Source organism: Klebsiella sp. GG_Kp175 (assembly GCF_040062325.1).
GTDB classification, from domain to species: Bacteria; Pseudomonadota; Gammaproteobacteria; order Enterobacterales; family Enterobacteriaceae; genus Klebsiella; species Klebsiella quasipneumoniae.
Genome location: NZ_JBEAFX010000002.1, coordinates 522,462 through 538,162, shown reverse-complemented (window position 1 = coordinate 538,162; position 15,701 = coordinate 522,462). Strand labels below are relative to the sequence as shown.

Below are 15,701 nucleotides of genomic sequence, written 5' to 3'. Positions count from 1 at the left end.
TGGAAGCACGCTAATGGCTACGATTCATGTAGACGGCAAAGAATACGAGGTCAACGGAGCGGACAACCTGCTGGAGGCTTGTCTCTCTCTTGGGCTTGATATTCCCTACTTTTGCTGGCATCCGGCGCTAGGGAGCGTCGGTGCTTGCCGCCAGTGTGCGGTGAAGCAATATCAGAACGCGGAAGACACGCGTGGTCGCCTGGTGATGTCCTGTATGACTCCGGCATCCGATGGCACCTTTATTTCTATCGACGACGGCGAAGCGAAGCAGTTCCGCGAAAGCGTGGTGGAGTGGCTGATGACCAACCACCCGCACGACTGCCCGGTCTGCGAAGAGGGCGGCAACTGCCACCTGCAGGATATGACGGTGATGACCGGCCATAGCTTCCGCCGCTATCGTTTTACCAAGCGTACCCACCGCAACCAGGATCTGGGGCCGTTTATTTCTCACGAAATGAACCGCTGCATCGCCTGCTACCGCTGCGTGCGCTACTACAAAGATTATGCCGACGGCACCGATCTGGGCGTCTATGGCGCCCACGACAACGTCTACTTCGGCCGCCCGGAAGATGGCACCCTGGAAAGCGAATTCTCCGGCAACCTGGTGGAAGTCTGCCCGACCGGCGTCTTCACTGATAAAACGCACTCTGAGCGTTATAACCGTAAGTGGGACATGCAGTTTGCGCCGAGCATCTGCCAGCAGTGTTCCATTGGCTGCAACATCAGCCCGGGCGAACGCTATGGCGAGCTGCGTCGTATCGAAAACCGCTATAACGGGACCGTTAACCGCTACTTCCTCTGCGACCGCGGTCGTTTCGGCTATGGCTACGTGAACCTGAAAGACCGTCCGCGTCAGCCGGTTCAGCGCCGCGGCGACGATCTGATTACCCTCAACGCCGAGCAGGCGATGCAGGGCGCGGCGGATATTCTGCGCCAGTCGAAGAAAGTGATCGGCATCGGCTCCCCGCGCGCCAGCATTGAAAGCAACTTCGCGCTGCGCGAGCTGGTGGGCGCCGACAATTTCTATACCGGCATCGCCAAAGGCGAACAAGCGCGCCTGCAGATGATGCTGAAAGTGCTGCGCGAAGGTGGGATCCACACCCCAAGCCTGCGCGATATCGAATCCTACGACGCGGTACTGGTGCTGGGCGAAGACATTACCCAGACCGGCGCGCGCGTCGCGCTGGCGGTGCGTCAGGCGGTGAAAGGGAAAGCACGCGAAATGGCGGCGGCACAGAAAGTGGCCGACTGGCAGATTGCGGCGATCCTCAACATCGGCCAGCGCGCCAAGCACCCGCTATTCGTCACCAACATCGATGACACCCGCCTGGATGACATCGCCGCGTGGACCTACCGCGCGCCGGTAGAAGATCAGGCGCGTCTCGGCTTCGCCATCGCCCATGCGCTGGACGACAGCGCGCCGGCGGTTGACGGCCTGAGCCGCGAACTGCAGGGTAAAGTCGATGTCATCGTCCAGGCGCTGGCCGGGGCGAAAAAACCACTGATTATTTCCGGGACCAACGCCGGCAGCATGGAGATCATCCAGGCCGCTGCTAACGTGGCGAAAGCCCTGAAAGGCCGTGGCGCCGACGTCGGCGTGACCATGGTTGCCCGCGCGGTGAACAGCGTCGGTCTGGGTATGATCGGCGGCGGCTCGCTCGAGGAGGCGCTCGACGAACTGGAAAGCGGCGCCGCAGACGCAGTTATCGTGCTGGAAAACGACCTTCACCGTCATGCTTCCGCCGCCCGCGTCGACGCAGCGCTCTCCAAAGCGCCGCTGGTGATGGTGGTTGACCATCAGCGCACGGCGATTATGGACAAAGCGCACCTGGTGCTCTCCGCGGCAAGCTTTGCGGAAAGCGACGGCACCGTGGTGAACAACGAAGGCCGCGCCCAGCGTTTCTTCCAGGTCTACGACCCGGCCTACTACGACGCGAAAACCGTGATGCTGGAAAGCTGGCGCTGGCTGCATTCTCTGCACAGCACCGTTAACAACCGTCAGGTTGACTGGACGCAGCTGGACCACGTTATCGATGCCGCGATTGCCGCACTGCCGCAGCTGGCGGGCATAAAAGATGCCGCGCCGGATGCGACCTTCCGCATTCGTGGGCAGAAACTGGCGCGTGAACCGCACCGCTACAGCGGCCGCACGGCGATGCGCGCTAACATCAGCGTCCACGAGCCGCGTCAGCCGCAGGATAAAGACACGATGTTCGCCTTCTCCATGGAAGGGAACAACCAGCCGTCTGCCCCGCGTTCGCAGATCCCGTTCGCCTGGGCGCCGGGCTGGAACTCCCCGCAGGCATGGAACAAGTTCCAGGATGAAGTGGGCGGGAAACTGCGCCATGGCGATCCGGGCGTCCGCCTGTTTGAAGCTTCCGCCAGCGGGCTGGAATACTTCACGGCGGTGCCGGCCAGCTTCCAGGCGGAAGAGGGGAAATGGCGTATCGCACCTTATTATCACCTGTTTGGCAGCGATGAGCTGTCACAGCGCGCGCCGGTGTTCCAGAGCCGGATGCCTGAGCCGTACATCAAGCTGAACCCGGCGGATGCCGCGAAGCTTGGCGTCAACGCCGGGGCGATGCTCTCCTTTAGCGTGGAAGGCCAGACCCTGCGTCTGCCGCTGGTTATCTCTGAAGGTCTGACCGCAGGACAGGTTGGCTTACCGATGGGCATGCCGGGCATTGCGCCGGTACTGACCGGATCGCGTATTGATTCACTGCAGGAGGCGAAAGCATGAGCTGGTTAACGCCGGATCTTATCGACATTCTGTTAAGCATCCTGAAGGCCGTGGTCATTCTGCTGGTGGTGGTCACCTGCGGCGCGTTCATGAGCTTCGGCGAGCGTCGTCTGCTCGGTCTGTTCCAGAACCGCTACGGGCCAAACCGGGTGGGCTGGGGCGGTTCGCTGCAGCTGGTCGCCGACATGATCAAGATGTTCTTTAAAGAGGACTGGATCCCGCGCTTTTCCGATCGCGTGATCTTTACTCTGGCGCCGGTTATCGCCTTTACCTCGCTGCTGCTGGCCTTCGCTATCGTGCCGGTCAGCCCGACGTGGGTGGTGGCTGACCTGAATATCGGGATCCTGTTCTTCCTGATGATGGCAGGCCTGGCGGTTTACGCGGTGCTGTTCGCCGGTTGGTCGAGCAACAACAAATACTCCCTGCTGGGGGCGATGCGTGCTTCCGCGCAGACCCTAAGCTACGAAGTGTTCCTCGGCCTCTCCCTGATGGGCGTGGTGGCGCAGGCGGGGTCATTCAATATGACCGATATCGTCAACAACCAGGCGCATCTGTGGAACGTTATCCCGCAGTTCTTCGGCTTCGTGACGTTCGCCATCGCCGGCGTGGCGGTGTGTCACCGTCACCCGTTCGACCAGCCGGAAGCGGAGCAGGAGCTGGCCGATGGTTACCACATTGAATACTCCGGCATGAAGTTCGGTCTGTTCTTCGTGGGTGAATACATCGGTATCGTCACCGTTTCAGCGCTGATCGTCACGCTGTTCTTCGGCGGCTGGAATGGCCCGTGGTTACCTCCTTTCATCTGGTTCGCGCTGAAAACCGCGTTCTTCATGATGATGTTCATTTTGATCCGCGCATCATTACCGCGTCCGCGCTATGACCAGGTAATGTCCTTTGGCTGGAAGGTATGCCTGCCATTAACGCTGGTCAACTTGTTGGTAACGGCGGCTGTCATTCTCTGGCAGGCGCAATAAGGGGTGAATTGAACATGACCTTAAAAGAATTATTGGTGGGGTTCGGCACCCAGGTCCGGAGTATCTGGATGATTGGCCTGCATGCCTTCGCCAAACGTGAAACCCGGATGTACCCGGAAGAGCCGGTCTATTTGCCGCCGCGTTATCGCGGCCGCATCGTGCTGACGCGCGATCCGGACGGTGCAGAGCGCTGCGTCGCCTGTAACCTGTGTGCGGTAGCTTGCCCGGTGGGCTGTATTTCGCTGCAGAAAGCAGAGACGGTAGACGGCCGCTGGTATCCTGAGTTCTTCCGCATCAACTTCTCACGCTGCATCTTCTGCGGTCTGTGCGAAGAAGCGTGCCCGACCACGGCGATCCAGTTGACCCCTGACTTCGAGCTGGGTGAATACAAACGTCAGGATCTGGTGTACGAAAAAGAGGATCTGCTGATTTCCGGTCCGGGCAAATACCCGGAATATAACTTCTACCGGATGGCGGGTATGGCAATCGACGGCAAAGATAAGGGCGAAGCGGAAAACGAAGCTAAGCCGATCGACGTCAAGAGCCTGTTACCGTAAGGAGAGGGCAATGGAATTCGCTTTTTATATCTGTGGCCTGATCGCCATCCTCGCAACCTTGCGGGTCGTCACCCACACCAATCCGGTGCATGCGCTGCTGTACCTGATCATTTCGCTGTTAGCGATTGCCGGGGTGTTCTTCTCGCTGGGCGCGTACTTCGCCGGGGCGCTGGAGATTATCGTCTACGCTGGGGCCATTATGGTGCTGTTCGTCTTCGTGGTGATGATGCTCAACCTGGGCGGCAGCGAAATCGAACAGGAACGCAAATGGCTGCAGCCGGGGATCTGGATTGGCCCGGCCATCCTCTCCGCAGTGCTGCTGGTGGTTATCGTTTACGCCATTCTGGGGATTAACGACCAGGGTATCGACGGCGCGGCAATCAACGCTAAAGAAGTGGGTATTGCGCTGTTTGGGCCGTACGTCCTGGCGGTGGAGCTGGCCTCCATGCTGCTGCTGGCGGGCCTGGTGGTCGCCTTCCACATCGGTCGCGAAGAGCGCGCCGGCGAGGTGCTGAGCAACCGCGTGAACGACAGCGACAAAAGAAAAACGGAGGAACACGCATGATCCCCTTAACACATGGACTGATCCTCGCGGCCATCCTGTTTGTGCTTGGTCTGACGGGGCTGGTGATCCGCCGCAATCTGCTATTTATGTTGATCAGCCTGGAAATCATGATTAACGCCGCCGCGCTGGCCTTTGTGGTGGCGGGCAGCTACTGGGGCCAGGCAGATGGTCAGATTATGTATATCCTCGCCATCAGCCTTGCGGCTGCGGAAGCGAGTATCGGTCTGGCGCTGCTGCTGCAGCTCCATCGTCGCCGCCAGAACCTGAACATCGATTCAGTAAGTGAGTTGCGTGGATGAACATGCTTGCCTTAACCATTCTTTTGCCATTGATTGGCTTTGTGCTGCTGGCCTTCTCCCGCGGGCGCTGGTCGGAAAACCTTTCCGCCACCGTTGGCATGGGCTCGGTAGGCCTGGCGGCGCTGGTCACCGCCTATGTCGGCGTCGACTTTTTCGCTAACGGCAAACAGGCGGTCAGCGTGCCGCTGTGGACCTGGATGTCGGTAGGGGATTTCAACATCGGCTTCAACCTGGTGCTGGACGGCCTGTCGCTGACCATGCTCTCCGTGGTGACCGGCGTCGGCTTCCTGATCCACATGTTCGCCTCCTGGTATATGCGCGGTGAAGAGGGCTACTCCCGCTTCTTCGCCTACACCAACCTGTTTATCGCCAGCATGGTGGTTCTGGTACTGGCCGACAACCTGCTGCTGATGTACCTGGGTTGGGAAGGGGTGGGTCTTTGCTCTTACCTGCTGATCGGCTTCTACTACACCGATCCGAAGAACGGCGCCGCAGCGATGAAAGCGTTTGTGGTGACCCGCGTCGGCGACGTGTTCCTCGCCTTCGCGCTGTTCATCCTCTACAACGAACTGGGTACCCTCAACTTCCGCGAAATGGTTGAGCTGGCGCCGCAGCACTTTGCTAACGGCAGTACCACGCTGCAGTGGGCGACGCTGATGCTGCTCGGCGGCGCGGTCGGTAAATCCGCCCAGCTGCCGCTGCAAACGTGGCTTGCCGATGCGATGGCGGGTCCGACGCCGGTTTCCGCGCTGATCCACGCCGCGACCATGGTCACCGCCGGCGTCTACCTGATCGCCCGTACCCACGGTCTGTTCCTGATGACGCCGGAAGTGCTGCATCTGGTCGGGATCGTCGGGGCGGTTACCCTGGTGCTGGCGGGCTTCGCCGCGCTGGTGCAGACCGACATTAAACGCGTTCTCGCTTACTCCACCATGAGCCAGATTGGCTACATGTTCCTCGCGCTGGGCGTGCAGGCATGGGACGCGGCGATTTTCCATCTGATGACTCACGCGTTCTTTAAAGCGTTGCTGTTCCTGTCGTCTGGTTCGGTGATTCTCGCCTGCCATCACGAACAGAACATCTTCAAGATGGGCGGCCTGCGCAAATCTATTCCGCTGGTGTACGTCTGCTTCCTGGTGGGGGGCGCGGCGCTGTCCGCTCTGCCGCTCATTACCGCAGGCTTCTTCAGTAAGGATGAGATTCTGGCGGGGGCGATGGCCAACGGCCATATCAACCTGATGGTGGCGGGCCTGGTCGGCGCCTTTATGACCTCGCTGTACACCTTCCGCATGATTTTCATTGTGTTCCACGGTAAAGAGCAAATTCACGCGCACGCAGGGAAGGGGATCACCCATCATCTGCCGCTGATTGTGCTGCTGGTGCTGTCCACCTTCGTTGGCGCGCTGATCGTGCCGCCGCTGGAAGGCGTCTTACCGCAGACCACTGAACTGGCGCACGGCAGCGTGATGACGCTGGAGATTGCCTCCGGGATCATCGCTATTGCCGGCATCCTGATCGCCGCATGGCTGTGGCTGGGCAAACGCACCCTGGTGACCTCTATCGCCAACAGCGCGCCTGGCCGCTTCTTCGGTACCTGGTGGTTCCATGCCTGGGGCTTCGACTGGTTATACGACAAAGTATTCGTTAAGCCATTCCTCGGCATTGCCTGGCTGCTGAAGAGCGATCCGCTGAACTCGTTGATGAACATCCCGGCGCTCCTCTCCCGCTTCGCAGGTAAAGGCCTGCTGGTGAGCGAGAACGGCTATCTGCGCTGGTATGTGGCGTCAATGAGCATTGGCGCGGTGGTGGTTCTGGCGCTGCTGATGGTATTGCGTTGAGTTTGAGAACGATTGTGTTGCCCGGCGGCGCGGTGCTTGCCGGGCCTACGGGAGCGTAGGTCGGGTAAGCGTTAGCGCCACCCGACAAAACAAGCCTCAAACCGAAGTGAATTTTCTGTGAGAATTCGTTGAAAATCAGGTCGTAAAGGACAGGCGTTATCGGCGAAGTCAAAGTGGACGCCGCCTGCGCGGGGCAATCGGAGCGTACTAAAGTACGTGAGGATTGTGAGCACAGCCGGAGTTCGTTATGACGAGTAAGATAGCCTGAACCGGACTTAAATAAGGAATAAAAATCACCATGTTATTGCCTTGGTTGATATTAATCCCCTTTATCGGCGGCTTCCTGTGCTGGCAGACCGAACGCTTTGGCGTGAAAGTGCCGCGCTGGATCGCGCTGATTACCATGGGACTGACGCTGGTGCTTGGCCTGCAGCTGTGGATGCAGGGCGGCTATTCTCTGACGCAATCCGCGGGTATTCCGCAGTGGCAATCTGAGTTCGTGCTGCCGTGGATCCCACGCTTCGGCATTAGCATTCATCTGGCGATCGACGGCCTGTCGCTGCTGATGGTAGTGCTGACCGGCCTGCTCGGCGTGCTGGCGGTGCTCTGTTCCTGGCGCGAAATCGAAAAATACCAGGGCTTCTTCCACCTCAACCTGATGTGGATCCTGGGCGGCGTCATCGGCGTGTTCCTCGCCATCGACATGTTCCTGTTCTTCTTCTTCTGGGAAATGATGTTGGTGCCGATGTACTTCCTGATCGCGCTGTGGGGCCACAAAGCCTCTGATGGTAAAACGCGTATCACGGCGGCCACCAAGTTCTTCATCTATACCCAGGCGAGCGGCCTGGTGATGCTGATTGCCATTCTGGCGCTGGCATTCGTCCACTTCAACGCCACCGGCGTGTGGACTTTCAACTATGAAGAGCTACTGAAAACCCCGATGTCCCACGGCGTGGAATATCTGCTGATGCTCGGCTTCTTCATCGCCTTCGCGGTGAAAATGCCGGTGGTGCCGCTGCACGGCTGGCTGCCGGACGCCCACTCCCAGGCGCCGACCGCCGGTTCCGTCGACCTTGCGGGGATCCTGCTGAAAACTGCGGCCTACGGTCTGCTGCGCTTTGCGCTGCCGCTGTTCCCGAACGCCTCCGCCGAGTTTGCGCCTATCGCCATGTGGCTGGGCGTGATCGGGATCTTCTACGGCGCGTGGATGGCCTTTGCCCAGACTGATATCAAACGTCTCATCGCCTACACCTCCGTGTCCCACATGGGCTTCGTGCTGATTGCTATCTACACCGGCAGCCAGCTGGCGTATCAGGGGGCGGTGATCCAGATGATTGCTCACGGTCTCTCCGCGGCGGGTCTGTTTATTCTCTGCGGCCAGCTGTACGAACGTCTACATACCCGTGACATGCGTCAGATGGGCGGTCTGTGGAGCAAAATCAAATGGCTGCCGGCGATGTCGATGTTCTTCGCCGTCGCCACCCTGGGGATGCCGGGCACCGGTAACTTCGTCGGCGAATTTATGATCCTGTTCGGCAGCTATAAAGTGGTGCCGGTGATCACCGTGATCTCGACCTTTGGTCTGGTATTCGCGTCCGTTTACTCGCTGTCGATGCTGCATCGCGCTTACTTCGGTAAAGCGAAAAGCGAAATCGCGGCGAAAGCGCTGCCGGGGATGTCCCTGCGTGAACTGTCTATCATCCTGCTGCTGGTGGTGCTGCTGGTGCTGTTGGGCTTCTTCCCACAGCCGATCCTCGACACCTCGCATGCTGCGATGAGCAACATTCAGCAGTGGTTTGTTAATTCTGTTTCTACTACAAGGCCGTAATTCGCCATGACAATAACTCCACAACAACTGATCGCACTGCTACCGCTGCTGATCGTCGGCTTGACGGTGGTGGTTGTGATGCTCTCCATTGCGTGGCGACGCAATCATTTTCTCAATGCCACGCTGTCGGTTCTCGGGCTTAATGCCGCGCTGGTCTCGCTCTGGTTCGTCGGCCAGAATGGGGCAATGGACGTCACGCCGCTGATCCGCGTTGACGGCTACGCGATGCTCTACACTGGGCTGGTGCTGCTGGCGAGTCTCGCCACCTGTACTTTCGCCTATCCGTGGCTTGAGGGTTACAAGGACAACAAAGAAGAGTTCTACCTGCTGGTGCTGATCGCCGCCCTGGGCGGCATTCTGCTGGCCGGTGCGAATCATCTGGCGGCGCTGTTCCTCGGCATTGAGTTAATCTCGCTGCCGCTGTTCGGCCTGGTCGGCTACGCCTTCCGCCAGAAGCGTTCGCTGGAAGCGAGCATCAAATACACCATCCTCTCCGCGGCAGCCTCCTCTTTCCTGCTGTTCGGTATGGCGCTGGTGTATGCGAACTCCGGCAACCTGTCCTTCCTTGCGCTGGGCAAGAGCCTGGCGGACAACACGCTGCACGAGCCGCTGCTGCTGGCGGGTCTCGGCCTGATGATCGTCGGTCTTGGCTTTAAGCTGTCGCTGGTGCCGTTCCACCTGTGGACGCCGGACGTTTACCAGGGGGCGCCTGCGCCGGTCTCCACCTTCCTGGCGACCGCCAGCAAGATCGCCATCTTCGGCGTGGTGATGCGTCTGTTCCTGTACATGCCGGTGGGCAACAGCGAAGCGGTGCGCGTGGTGCTGGGGCTGATCGCCTTCGCCTCTATCATCTTCGGTAACCTGATGGCGCTGAGCCAGACCAATATCAAACGTCTGCTCGGTTACTCTTCTATCTCCCACCTCGGCTATCTGCTGGTGGCGCTGATCGCCCTGCAAAGCGGCGAAATGTCGATGGAAGCCGTTGGCGTCTACCTGGCCGGCTACCTGTTCAGCAGCCTCGGCGCGTTCGGCGTGGTCAGCCTGATGTCCAGCCCATACCGTGGCCCGGACGCGGACTCGCTGTTCTCCTACCGCGGTCTGTTCTGGCACCGTCCGATCCTGTCGGCGGTGATGACGGTGATGATGCTCTCCCTGGCCGGTATCCCAATGACTCTCGGCTTTATCGGTAAGTTCTACGTGCTGGCCGTCGGTGTTCACGCCCATCTGTGGTGGCTGGTTGCCGCGGTGGTTGTCGGCTCGGCGATCGGTCTCTACTACTACCTGCGCGTGGCGGTGAGCCTGTACCTGAGCGCGCCGGAGCAGCTGAACCGTGATGCGCCGTCGAACTGGCAGTACAGCGCTGGCGGTATCGTGGTGCTGATCTCTGCCCTGCTGGTGCTGGTGCTCGGTATCTGGCCGCAGCCGCTGATTAGCATCGTGCAGCTGGCGACGCCGCTGATGTAAGTGGATTGACTCAATAAAAAAACCGCCGGAATGGCGGTTTTTTTATGCCCGGAATGTTACGCCACCGTGTAAACCATAAAGTCTTCCGCCAGCAGGGTGTCCGGGAAAATCTCCCGGCATTCCGCCAGCATCCGCAGGCAGCCCTCGGCATCGTAGCGTGAGCTAAAGTGGGTGGCGATAAGCGTGCCGACGCCTGCCTCTTTAGCCAGCGTCGCGGTCTGCTGACTGGAGGAGTGGCCGCGACTATTGGCTTTCTCCGCCATCGCCTGCTCCAGGGTGGTCTCGTGGACCATCACATCCGCCCCGCGCGCCATCTCCAGCGCCTGCGGGCAGGGGGCGGTATCGCCAAAGATGGCCAGCGTTTTACCCGGCGTGGCGGGCCCCAGGTAGCGGCTGCCGTCGATCACCCGGCCATCCGCCAGCGTCACCTGTTCACCGCGCTTAAGGCGGTGAAACAGCGGCCCGGGAGGCACGCCGTCGGCAATCAGCTGGGCGGCGTCGAGGGCGCCGGGCTTGTCGTGTTGCTCAATGCGATACCCGTAGCACTCCACCGGATGGCTAAGCGGGAACGCGGTGACCCGATAGCCCTCTTCGTCGAACACCAGACCGGGGCCGACTTCGATGATGGTCAGAGGATAGTCGGTCCACGAGCCGCTGAGGCGCAGCGCGGTATCAATGAATTCTTTTATTCCTGTTGGTCCGTAGACCGTCAGCGGCAGCGAATTCCCCTGCATCGAGCGGCTGCACAGCAGCCCGGGCAGGCCGAACAGATGGTCGCCGTGCAAATGGGTAATAAAGATCTTATTCAGTTTGCCAGGATGATGGGGCGTATGCAGAAACTGATGCTGGGTCCCTTCGCCGCAGTCAAACAACCACATTTCGGCGCGGGTTGGCTGTTGCAAATTGAGTATTATCGACGTCATATTACGCGTGCGGGTCGGCACCCCGGCGGATGTCCCCAAAAAAGTTAATTCCATCGTCCAGTGTCCTCAGGGCGAGTCGCAAAACATCAGTATATCAATAAGGAGCAGCAGATGATGACCTGGCAGGATCTCCATCATAGTGAACTCACCGTTCCCCAGCTGTATGCGCTACTGAAGCTGCGCAGCGAAGTCTTTGTCGTGGAGCAGCAGTGCGCTTATCAGGATGTCGACGGCGATGATTTGGTTGGGGAAAATCGCCATCTTCTCGGCTGGCGCGATGGCGAACTGGTGGCTTATGCGCGGATCCTTAAAAGCGAAGAGATGTACGATCCGGTGGTGATTGGCCGGGTTATCGTCAGCCCCGCCGCGCGCGGCGAAAAGCTTGGCCATCAGCTGATGGCGCAGGCGCTGGCCAGCTGTCAGCGGCACTGGCCGCAAAAGTCGATTTACCTTGGGGCGCAGGCGCACCTGCAAGCTTTTTACGCCCACTTCGGTTTTACGCCGGTGACTGAGGTCTATGATGAGAATGGCATTCCGCACATCGGCATGGCGCGGGAAAGCCGCGCTGTTTGACCCCTCAACACTCACATTCCAACCCTGTTCCGGGCCGGCGAGCAGGTAAGATAAAACCCGCTCCCTCGTCATGGGTACTGCTATTCCGCCGTCGAACCCCTTATAATGTGGGGTTTTACTACCGTGGAGGTTTGCGTGCTGTCTGTTTCCACTGCGCTGGCCCGTTTACGTGACGGCCTGAGTGAGCCCTTTCCTGACTCACCCGGCACGCGAATTATCGATATTGCCTTTCCGCTGAATGATGCCTTCGATCCGCTGCTATGGTGCGGCCAGCAGCCGCAGTGGCCGCAGTTCTACTGGCAACAGCGCAATGGCGACGAGGAGCTGGCGGCGCTGGGGGCGGTAAAAAGCTTTCCCTCGCTCGACGCGGCGAACCGCTTTTTACACCAGGCCGGACGGCAGGATCTGCGCATCTGCGGCCTGAATGCGTTTGCCCCGCAGCAAGGCCGGCTGGTGCTGCCGCGTCTGGAATGGCGTCGGTGCGGCGGCAGGGCCGTGATGCGGCTGGTGCTGCACAGCGACCTCTCCCTGCGCGACGATGCCATGACGGCGCGTGATTTTCTCGCCAGCCTGACCACCGCCCAGGCGACCCCTGGCGGCGTACCGCCGCTGTTGAGCGAGCGCCACTCCTCCGATTATCCCCTGTGGCAGGCAATGATAGACCTGGCGACGCAGGCCATCGCCGCCGGCGACATGGATAAAGTGGTGCTGGCGCGGGCAACCGACCTGCAGTTTGCCGCCCCGCTGGATGCCGTGAGCATCATGGCCGCCAGCCGCAGCCGCAATCTTAACTGTTTTCATTTCCTGATGGCGTTCAATGCCCGTCAGGCGTTTTTCGGCTCCACGCCGGAGCGGCTGTGGCGCCGGCGCGGCGCGCTGCTGCGCACCGAAGCGCTGGCGGGCACCGTCGCTAATCATCAGGATGACGCGAAGGCGCAGCAGTTGGCCGACTGGTTGATGAAAGACGACAAAAATCAGCGGGAAAACATGCTGGTGGTGGAGGATATCTGCCAGCGCCTGCAGAGTGAGGCCTCGACGCTGGACGTTCTGCCGCCGCAGGTGGTGAGGTTGCGCAAGGTACAGCATCTTCGACGCTGCATCTGGACCGAGCTGGCGGAGCCTGACGACAGCCGCTGTCTGCTGCAGCTGCAGCCTACCGCCGCGGTGGCCGGCCTGCCGCGGCGGGCGGCGCTGGCATTCATTCAGCGCCATGAACCTTTTTCCCGTGAATGGTACGCCGGTTCCGCCGGGTATCTGTCGCTGGCGCAAAGCGAGTTTTGCGTGGCGCTGCGTTCGGCGAAAGTGGACAACGACACCCTGCGACTGTATGCCGGGGCGGGGATCGTCAGCGGCTCCGATGCGCTGCAGGAGTGGCAGGAGATTGACAACAAAGCGGCCGGGCTGCGCTCGCTACTCTGTCCATAAGCGGGAATGACGATGCATATCAAAACGCCGTCACTTTGGCTTATCTATACTTAGCATCAATATTTGATACCGGACAATTTCATGTCAGTAAGCGCATTTAACCGACGCTGGGCGGCGGTGATCCTGGAAGCTTTAACGCGCCACGGCGTGCAGCATATCTGCATCGCGCCGGGCTCGCGCTCGACACCCTTAACCCTGGCGGCGGCGGAAAACCGCGCCTTTATCCATCATACCCATTTTGACGAACGCGGCCTCGGCCACCTGGCGCTCGGTCTGGCGAAAGCCAGCCGCCAGCCGGTGGCGGTCATTGTGACCTCCGGGACCGCCACCGCGAACCTTTACCCGGCGCTGATTGAGGCAGGGCTCACCGGGGAAAAGCTGATTCTCCTGACCGCCGACCGTCCGCCGGAGCTGATCGACTGCGGCGCCAATCAGGCGATTCGTCAGCCGGGGATGTTCGCCTCCCATCCGTCGCAGACGATTTCTCTGCCGCGTCCCTCGCAGGATATTTCCGCCCGCTGGCTGGTCTCGACCATCGACCAGGCGCTGGGCGAGCTGCACGCCGGCGGGGTGCATATCAACTGCCCGTTCGCCGAACCGCTGTATGGCGATATGGATGATACCGGCGTGGAGTGGCAGCAGCAGCTCGGCAGCTGGTGGCAGAGCGATAAGCCCTGGCTGCGTCAGGCGCTGCAGAGGGAAAGTGAGAAACAGCGCGACTGGTTCTTCTGGCGGCAAAAGCGCGGCGTGGTCGTGGCGGGCAGAATGAGCGCTGCCGAAGGGAAAAAAGTGGCCGAGTGGGCCCAAACCCTCGGCTGGCCGCTGATCGGCGATGTCCTGTCGCAGACCGGGCAGCCGCTGCCGTGCGCTGACCTGTGGCTGGGCAATGGCAAAGCGGTGAGCGAGCTGGCGCAGGCGCAGATCGTGGTTCAGCTCGGCAGCAGCCTGACCGGCAAGCGGGTTCTGCAGTGGCAGGCCACCTGCGAGCCTGATGAATACTGGCTGGTGGATAATCTGCCCGGTCGTCTCGATCCGGCACAGCACCGCGGCCGCCGTCTCCTCGCCAGCATTGACCGCTGGCTTGAGCTGCACCCGGCGGAGAAACGCCAGCCGTGGGCGACGGCCATTCCTGAACTGGCCCGTCAGGCGTGGGAGGCGGCGGTCGCCAGCAACGAACCCTTTGGCGAAGCGCAGCTGGCGCAGCGAATTCGCCGCTATCTGCCGGAACAGGGGCAACTGTTTGTCGGCAACAGCCTGGTGGTGCGCCTGATCGACGCCCTGGCGCAGCTGCCGGCCGGCTACCCGGTTTACAGCAACCGCGGCGCCAGCGGCATTGATGGCTTGATCGCCACCGCCGCCGGCGTGCAGCACGCCAGCGCCAGGCCAACCCTGGCCATCGTCGGCGATCTTTCGGCGCTGTACGATCTCAACTCGCTGGCTCTACTGCGCCAGGCGTCGGCGCCGCTGGTGCTGATCGTGGTGAACAACAACGGCGGGCAGATTTTCTCCATGCTGCCGACGCCGCAGGACGAGCGGCGTCAGTTCTACTTAATGCCGCAGGATGTTGATTTCAGCCACGCGGCGGCGATGTTCGGCCTGGCCTATCATCGCCCGGCTGACTGGCAGGCGCTGGATGAGGCGCTGGCCGGCGCCTGGCGCAGGGCAGGGGCGACGGTGATTGAGCTGGCGGTCAATGAGACCGACGGCACACAGACCCTCCAGCAGCTGCTGGCGCAGGTAAGCCGCCTGTGACTCTCAGCGCGGCTATCGAACATGGCCAGCCGGGTTATCCCTGGCTGGTCTTTCTGCACGGTTTTTCCGGCGACCGCAACGAGTGGCGGGAAGTGGGCGACGCGTTTCGCGCCTGGCCGCGGCTGTATCTCGATCTGCCGGGCCACGGCGGCTCCGCGAATATCGCAGTGCAGGACTTTGCCGGGGTCAATATTCTGCTGCAGGCTACGCTTAATAGTTACAACATACTTAACTACTGGCTGATCGGCTACTCGCTGGGGGGCCGGGTGGCGATGAACTTCGCCTGCCAGCCGCGCGCGGGTCTGCGCGGCCTGATCGTCGAAGGCGGCCATCCGGGCCTGCAGGATGCCGAAGCGCGGCTGGCGCGGCGCAGCAACGACAGCGCCTGGGCGGACCGTTTTCGCCATGAGCCGTTGGCGCAGGTCTTTGCCGACTGGTATCAGCAGCCGGTCTTCGCTTCACTGAACGCCGGGCAGCGCGCGGCGCTGGTCGCCTTACGCAGCCGGAACAACGGCGCGACGCTGGCGGCGATGCTGCAGGCGACCTCCCTTGCCGGGCAGGCCGATCTGCGCGCACCCCTGCAGGCGCGCGATTTCCCCTTTCATTACCTGTGCGGCGAGCGCGACGCGAAGTTTCATGCCATCGCCCAGGCGCTCGCGGCGGATCTCCATCTTATTCACCATGCCGGACACAACGCGCACCGGGACAACCCGGCGGCGGTGATTGCCTGTCTGGCGCAGATTTTGGCAAGTTAACTGAAGGA

General features: G+C 60.9%; 13 protein-coding genes. 12 read left to right on the top strand and 1 reads right to left on the bottom strand.

Translation table 11 applies throughout. The features are described 5' to 3' along the window. Positions 1–13 precede the first annotated feature (13 nt). The 8 genes from nuoG (at position 14) to nuoN (ending at position 10,265) form a co-directional block, all read left to right on the top strand. Positions 14–2,740 carry an NADH-quinone oxidoreductase subunit NuoG gene (gene nuoG, locus ABLU73_RS05635; protein ID WP_004201744.1) on the top strand — a complete coding sequence of 909 codons (2,727 nt, stop codon included), beginning with the start codon at positions 14–16 and terminating at the stop codon, positions 2,738–2,740. Then, complete coding sequence (gene nuoH / locus ABLU73_RS05630; protein ID WP_002913156.1) at positions 2,737–3,714, top strand: NADH-quinone oxidoreductase subunit NuoH; 978 nt, start codon at positions 2,737–2,739, stop codon at positions 3,712–3,714. Before nuoG ends, nuoH begins: the two co-directional genes overlap by 4 nt. A gap of 14 nt (positions 3,715–3,728) precedes the next feature. After that, the gene (gene nuoI, locus ABLU73_RS05625) at positions 3,729–4,271 is read left to right on the top strand and encodes an NADH-quinone oxidoreductase subunit NuoI (protein ID WP_002913152.1); all 543 of its coding nucleotides are present in this window, start codon (positions 3,729–3,731) and stop codon (positions 4,269–4,271) included. Positions 4,272–4,281: 10 nt separating this feature from the next. Then, positions 4,282–4,836 (top strand): NADH-quinone oxidoreductase subunit J, encoded by a 555-nt coding sequence (gene nuoJ / locus ABLU73_RS05620; protein WP_004201743.1) that lies wholly within the window; start codon positions 4,282–4,284, stop codon positions 4,834–4,836. After that, entirely contained in the window at positions 4,833–5,135 is a 303-nt protein-coding gene (gene nuoK, locus ABLU73_RS05615) for an NADH-quinone oxidoreductase subunit NuoK (RefSeq protein WP_002913148.1), read from the top strand. Before nuoJ ends, nuoK begins: the two co-directional genes overlap by 4 nt. Next, the gene (gene nuoL / locus ABLU73_RS05610; protein ID WP_004201740.1) at positions 5,132–6,973 is read left to right on the top strand and encodes an NADH-quinone oxidoreductase subunit L; all 1,842 of its coding nucleotides are present in this window, start codon (positions 5,132–5,134) and stop codon (positions 6,971–6,973) included. Before nuoK ends, nuoL begins: the two co-directional genes overlap by 4 nt. Before the next feature lie 298 nt (positions 6,974–7,271). Further along, the gene (nuoM, locus tag ABLU73_RS05605) at positions 7,272–8,801 is read left to right on the top strand and encodes an NADH-quinone oxidoreductase subunit M (protein WP_004201738.1); all 1,530 of its coding nucleotides are present in this window, start codon (positions 7,272–7,274) and stop codon (positions 8,799–8,801) included. Between the two features lie 6 nt (positions 8,802–8,807). Then, the gene (nuoN, locus tag ABLU73_RS05600) at positions 8,808–10,265 is read left to right on the top strand and encodes an NADH-quinone oxidoreductase subunit NuoN (RefSeq protein WP_004201737.1); all 1,458 of its coding nucleotides are present in this window, start codon (positions 8,808–8,810) and stop codon (positions 10,263–10,265) included. A gap of 56 nt (positions 10,266–10,321) precedes the next feature. On the opposite strand, the gene rnz is transcribed toward nuoN, so the two are convergent. Further along, a complete protein-coding gene (rnz, locus tag ABLU73_RS05595; protein WP_004201736.1) occupies positions 10,322–11,242 on the bottom strand; it encodes a ribonuclease Z in 921 nt (306 codons plus the stop codon). Positions 11,243–11,299: 57 nt separating this feature from the next. Here rnz and ABLU73_RS05590 point away from each other — a divergent pair, with 57 nt between their 5' ends. The 4 genes from ABLU73_RS05590 to menH all read left to right on the top strand — a co-directional run bounded on the left by ABLU73_RS05590 (position 11,300) and on the right by menH (position 15,693). After that, the gene (locus ABLU73_RS05590; protein ID WP_264924403.1) at positions 11,300–11,761 is read left to right on the top strand and encodes a GNAT family N-acetyltransferase; all 462 of its coding nucleotides are present in this window, start codon (positions 11,300–11,302) and stop codon (positions 11,759–11,761) included. A 135-nt stretch (positions 11,762–11,896) separates the two neighbouring features. Continuing rightward, positions 11,897–13,186 (top strand): isochorismate synthase MenF, encoded by a 1,290-nt coding sequence (gene menF / locus ABLU73_RS05585; RefSeq protein WP_264924406.1) that lies wholly within the window; start codon positions 11,897–11,899, stop codon positions 13,184–13,186. A gap of 81 nt (positions 13,187–13,267) precedes the next feature. Continuing rightward, on the top strand, positions 13,268–14,938 hold the full coding sequence (menD, locus tag ABLU73_RS05580; RefSeq protein WP_264924408.1) for a 2-succinyl-5-enolpyruvyl-6-hydroxy-3-cyclohexene-1-carboxylic-acid synthase: 1,671 nt from the start codon (positions 13,268–13,270) through the stop codon (positions 14,936–14,938). Further along, positions 14,935–15,693 (top strand): 2-succinyl-6-hydroxy-2,4-cyclohexadiene-1-carboxylate synthase, encoded by a 759-nt coding sequence (gene menH, locus ABLU73_RS05575; protein ID WP_032456428.1) that lies wholly within the window; start codon positions 14,935–14,937, stop codon positions 15,691–15,693. The genes menD and menH overlap by 4 nt, the downstream gene beginning before the upstream one ends. Positions 15,694–15,701 lie beyond the last annotated feature (8 nt).

What these genes read in the sequence shown, in the direction of transcription:
- nuoH (WP_002913156.1), top strand. Translation starts at nt 2,737, where the DNA reads ATGAGCTGGTTAACGCCGGATCTTATCGACATTCTGTTAAGCATCCTG.
- nuoL (WP_004201740.1), top strand. Translation starts at nt 5,132, where the DNA reads ATGAACATGCTTGCCTTAACCATTCTTTTGCCATTGATTGGCTTTGTG.
- nuoJ (WP_004201743.1), top strand. Translation starts at nt 4,282, where the DNA reads ATGGAATTCGCTTTTTATATCTGTGGCCTGATCGCCATCCTCGCAACC.
- ABLU73_RS05590 (WP_264924403.1), top strand. Translation starts at nt 11,300, where the DNA reads ATGATGACCTGGCAGGATCTCCATCATAGTGAACTCACCGTTCCCCAG.
- menD (WP_264924408.1), top strand. Translation starts at nt 13,268, where the DNA reads ATGTCAGTAAGCGCATTTAACCGACGCTGGGCGGCGGTGATCCTGGAA.
- nuoM (WP_004201738.1), top strand. Translation starts at nt 7,272, where the DNA reads ATGTTATTGCCTTGGTTGATATTAATCCCCTTTATCGGCGGCTTCCTG.
- rnz (WP_004201736.1), bottom strand. Translation starts at nt 11,242, where the DNA reads ATGGAATTAACTTTTTTGGGGACATCCGCCGGGGTGCCGACCCGCACG.
- nuoI (WP_002913152.1), top strand. Translation starts at nt 3,729, where the DNA reads ATGACCTTAAAAGAATTATTGGTGGGGTTCGGCACCCAGGTCCGGAGT.
- nuoN (WP_004201737.1), top strand. Translation starts at nt 8,808, where the DNA reads ATGACAATAACTCCACAACAACTGATCGCACTGCTACCGCTGCTGATC.
- nuoG (WP_004201744.1), top strand. Translation starts at nt 14, where the DNA reads ATGGCTACGATTCATGTAGACGGCAAAGAATACGAGGTCAACGGAGCG.
- nuoK (WP_002913148.1), top strand. Translation starts at nt 4,833, where the DNA reads ATGATCCCCTTAACACATGGACTGATCCTCGCGGCCATCCTGTTTGTG.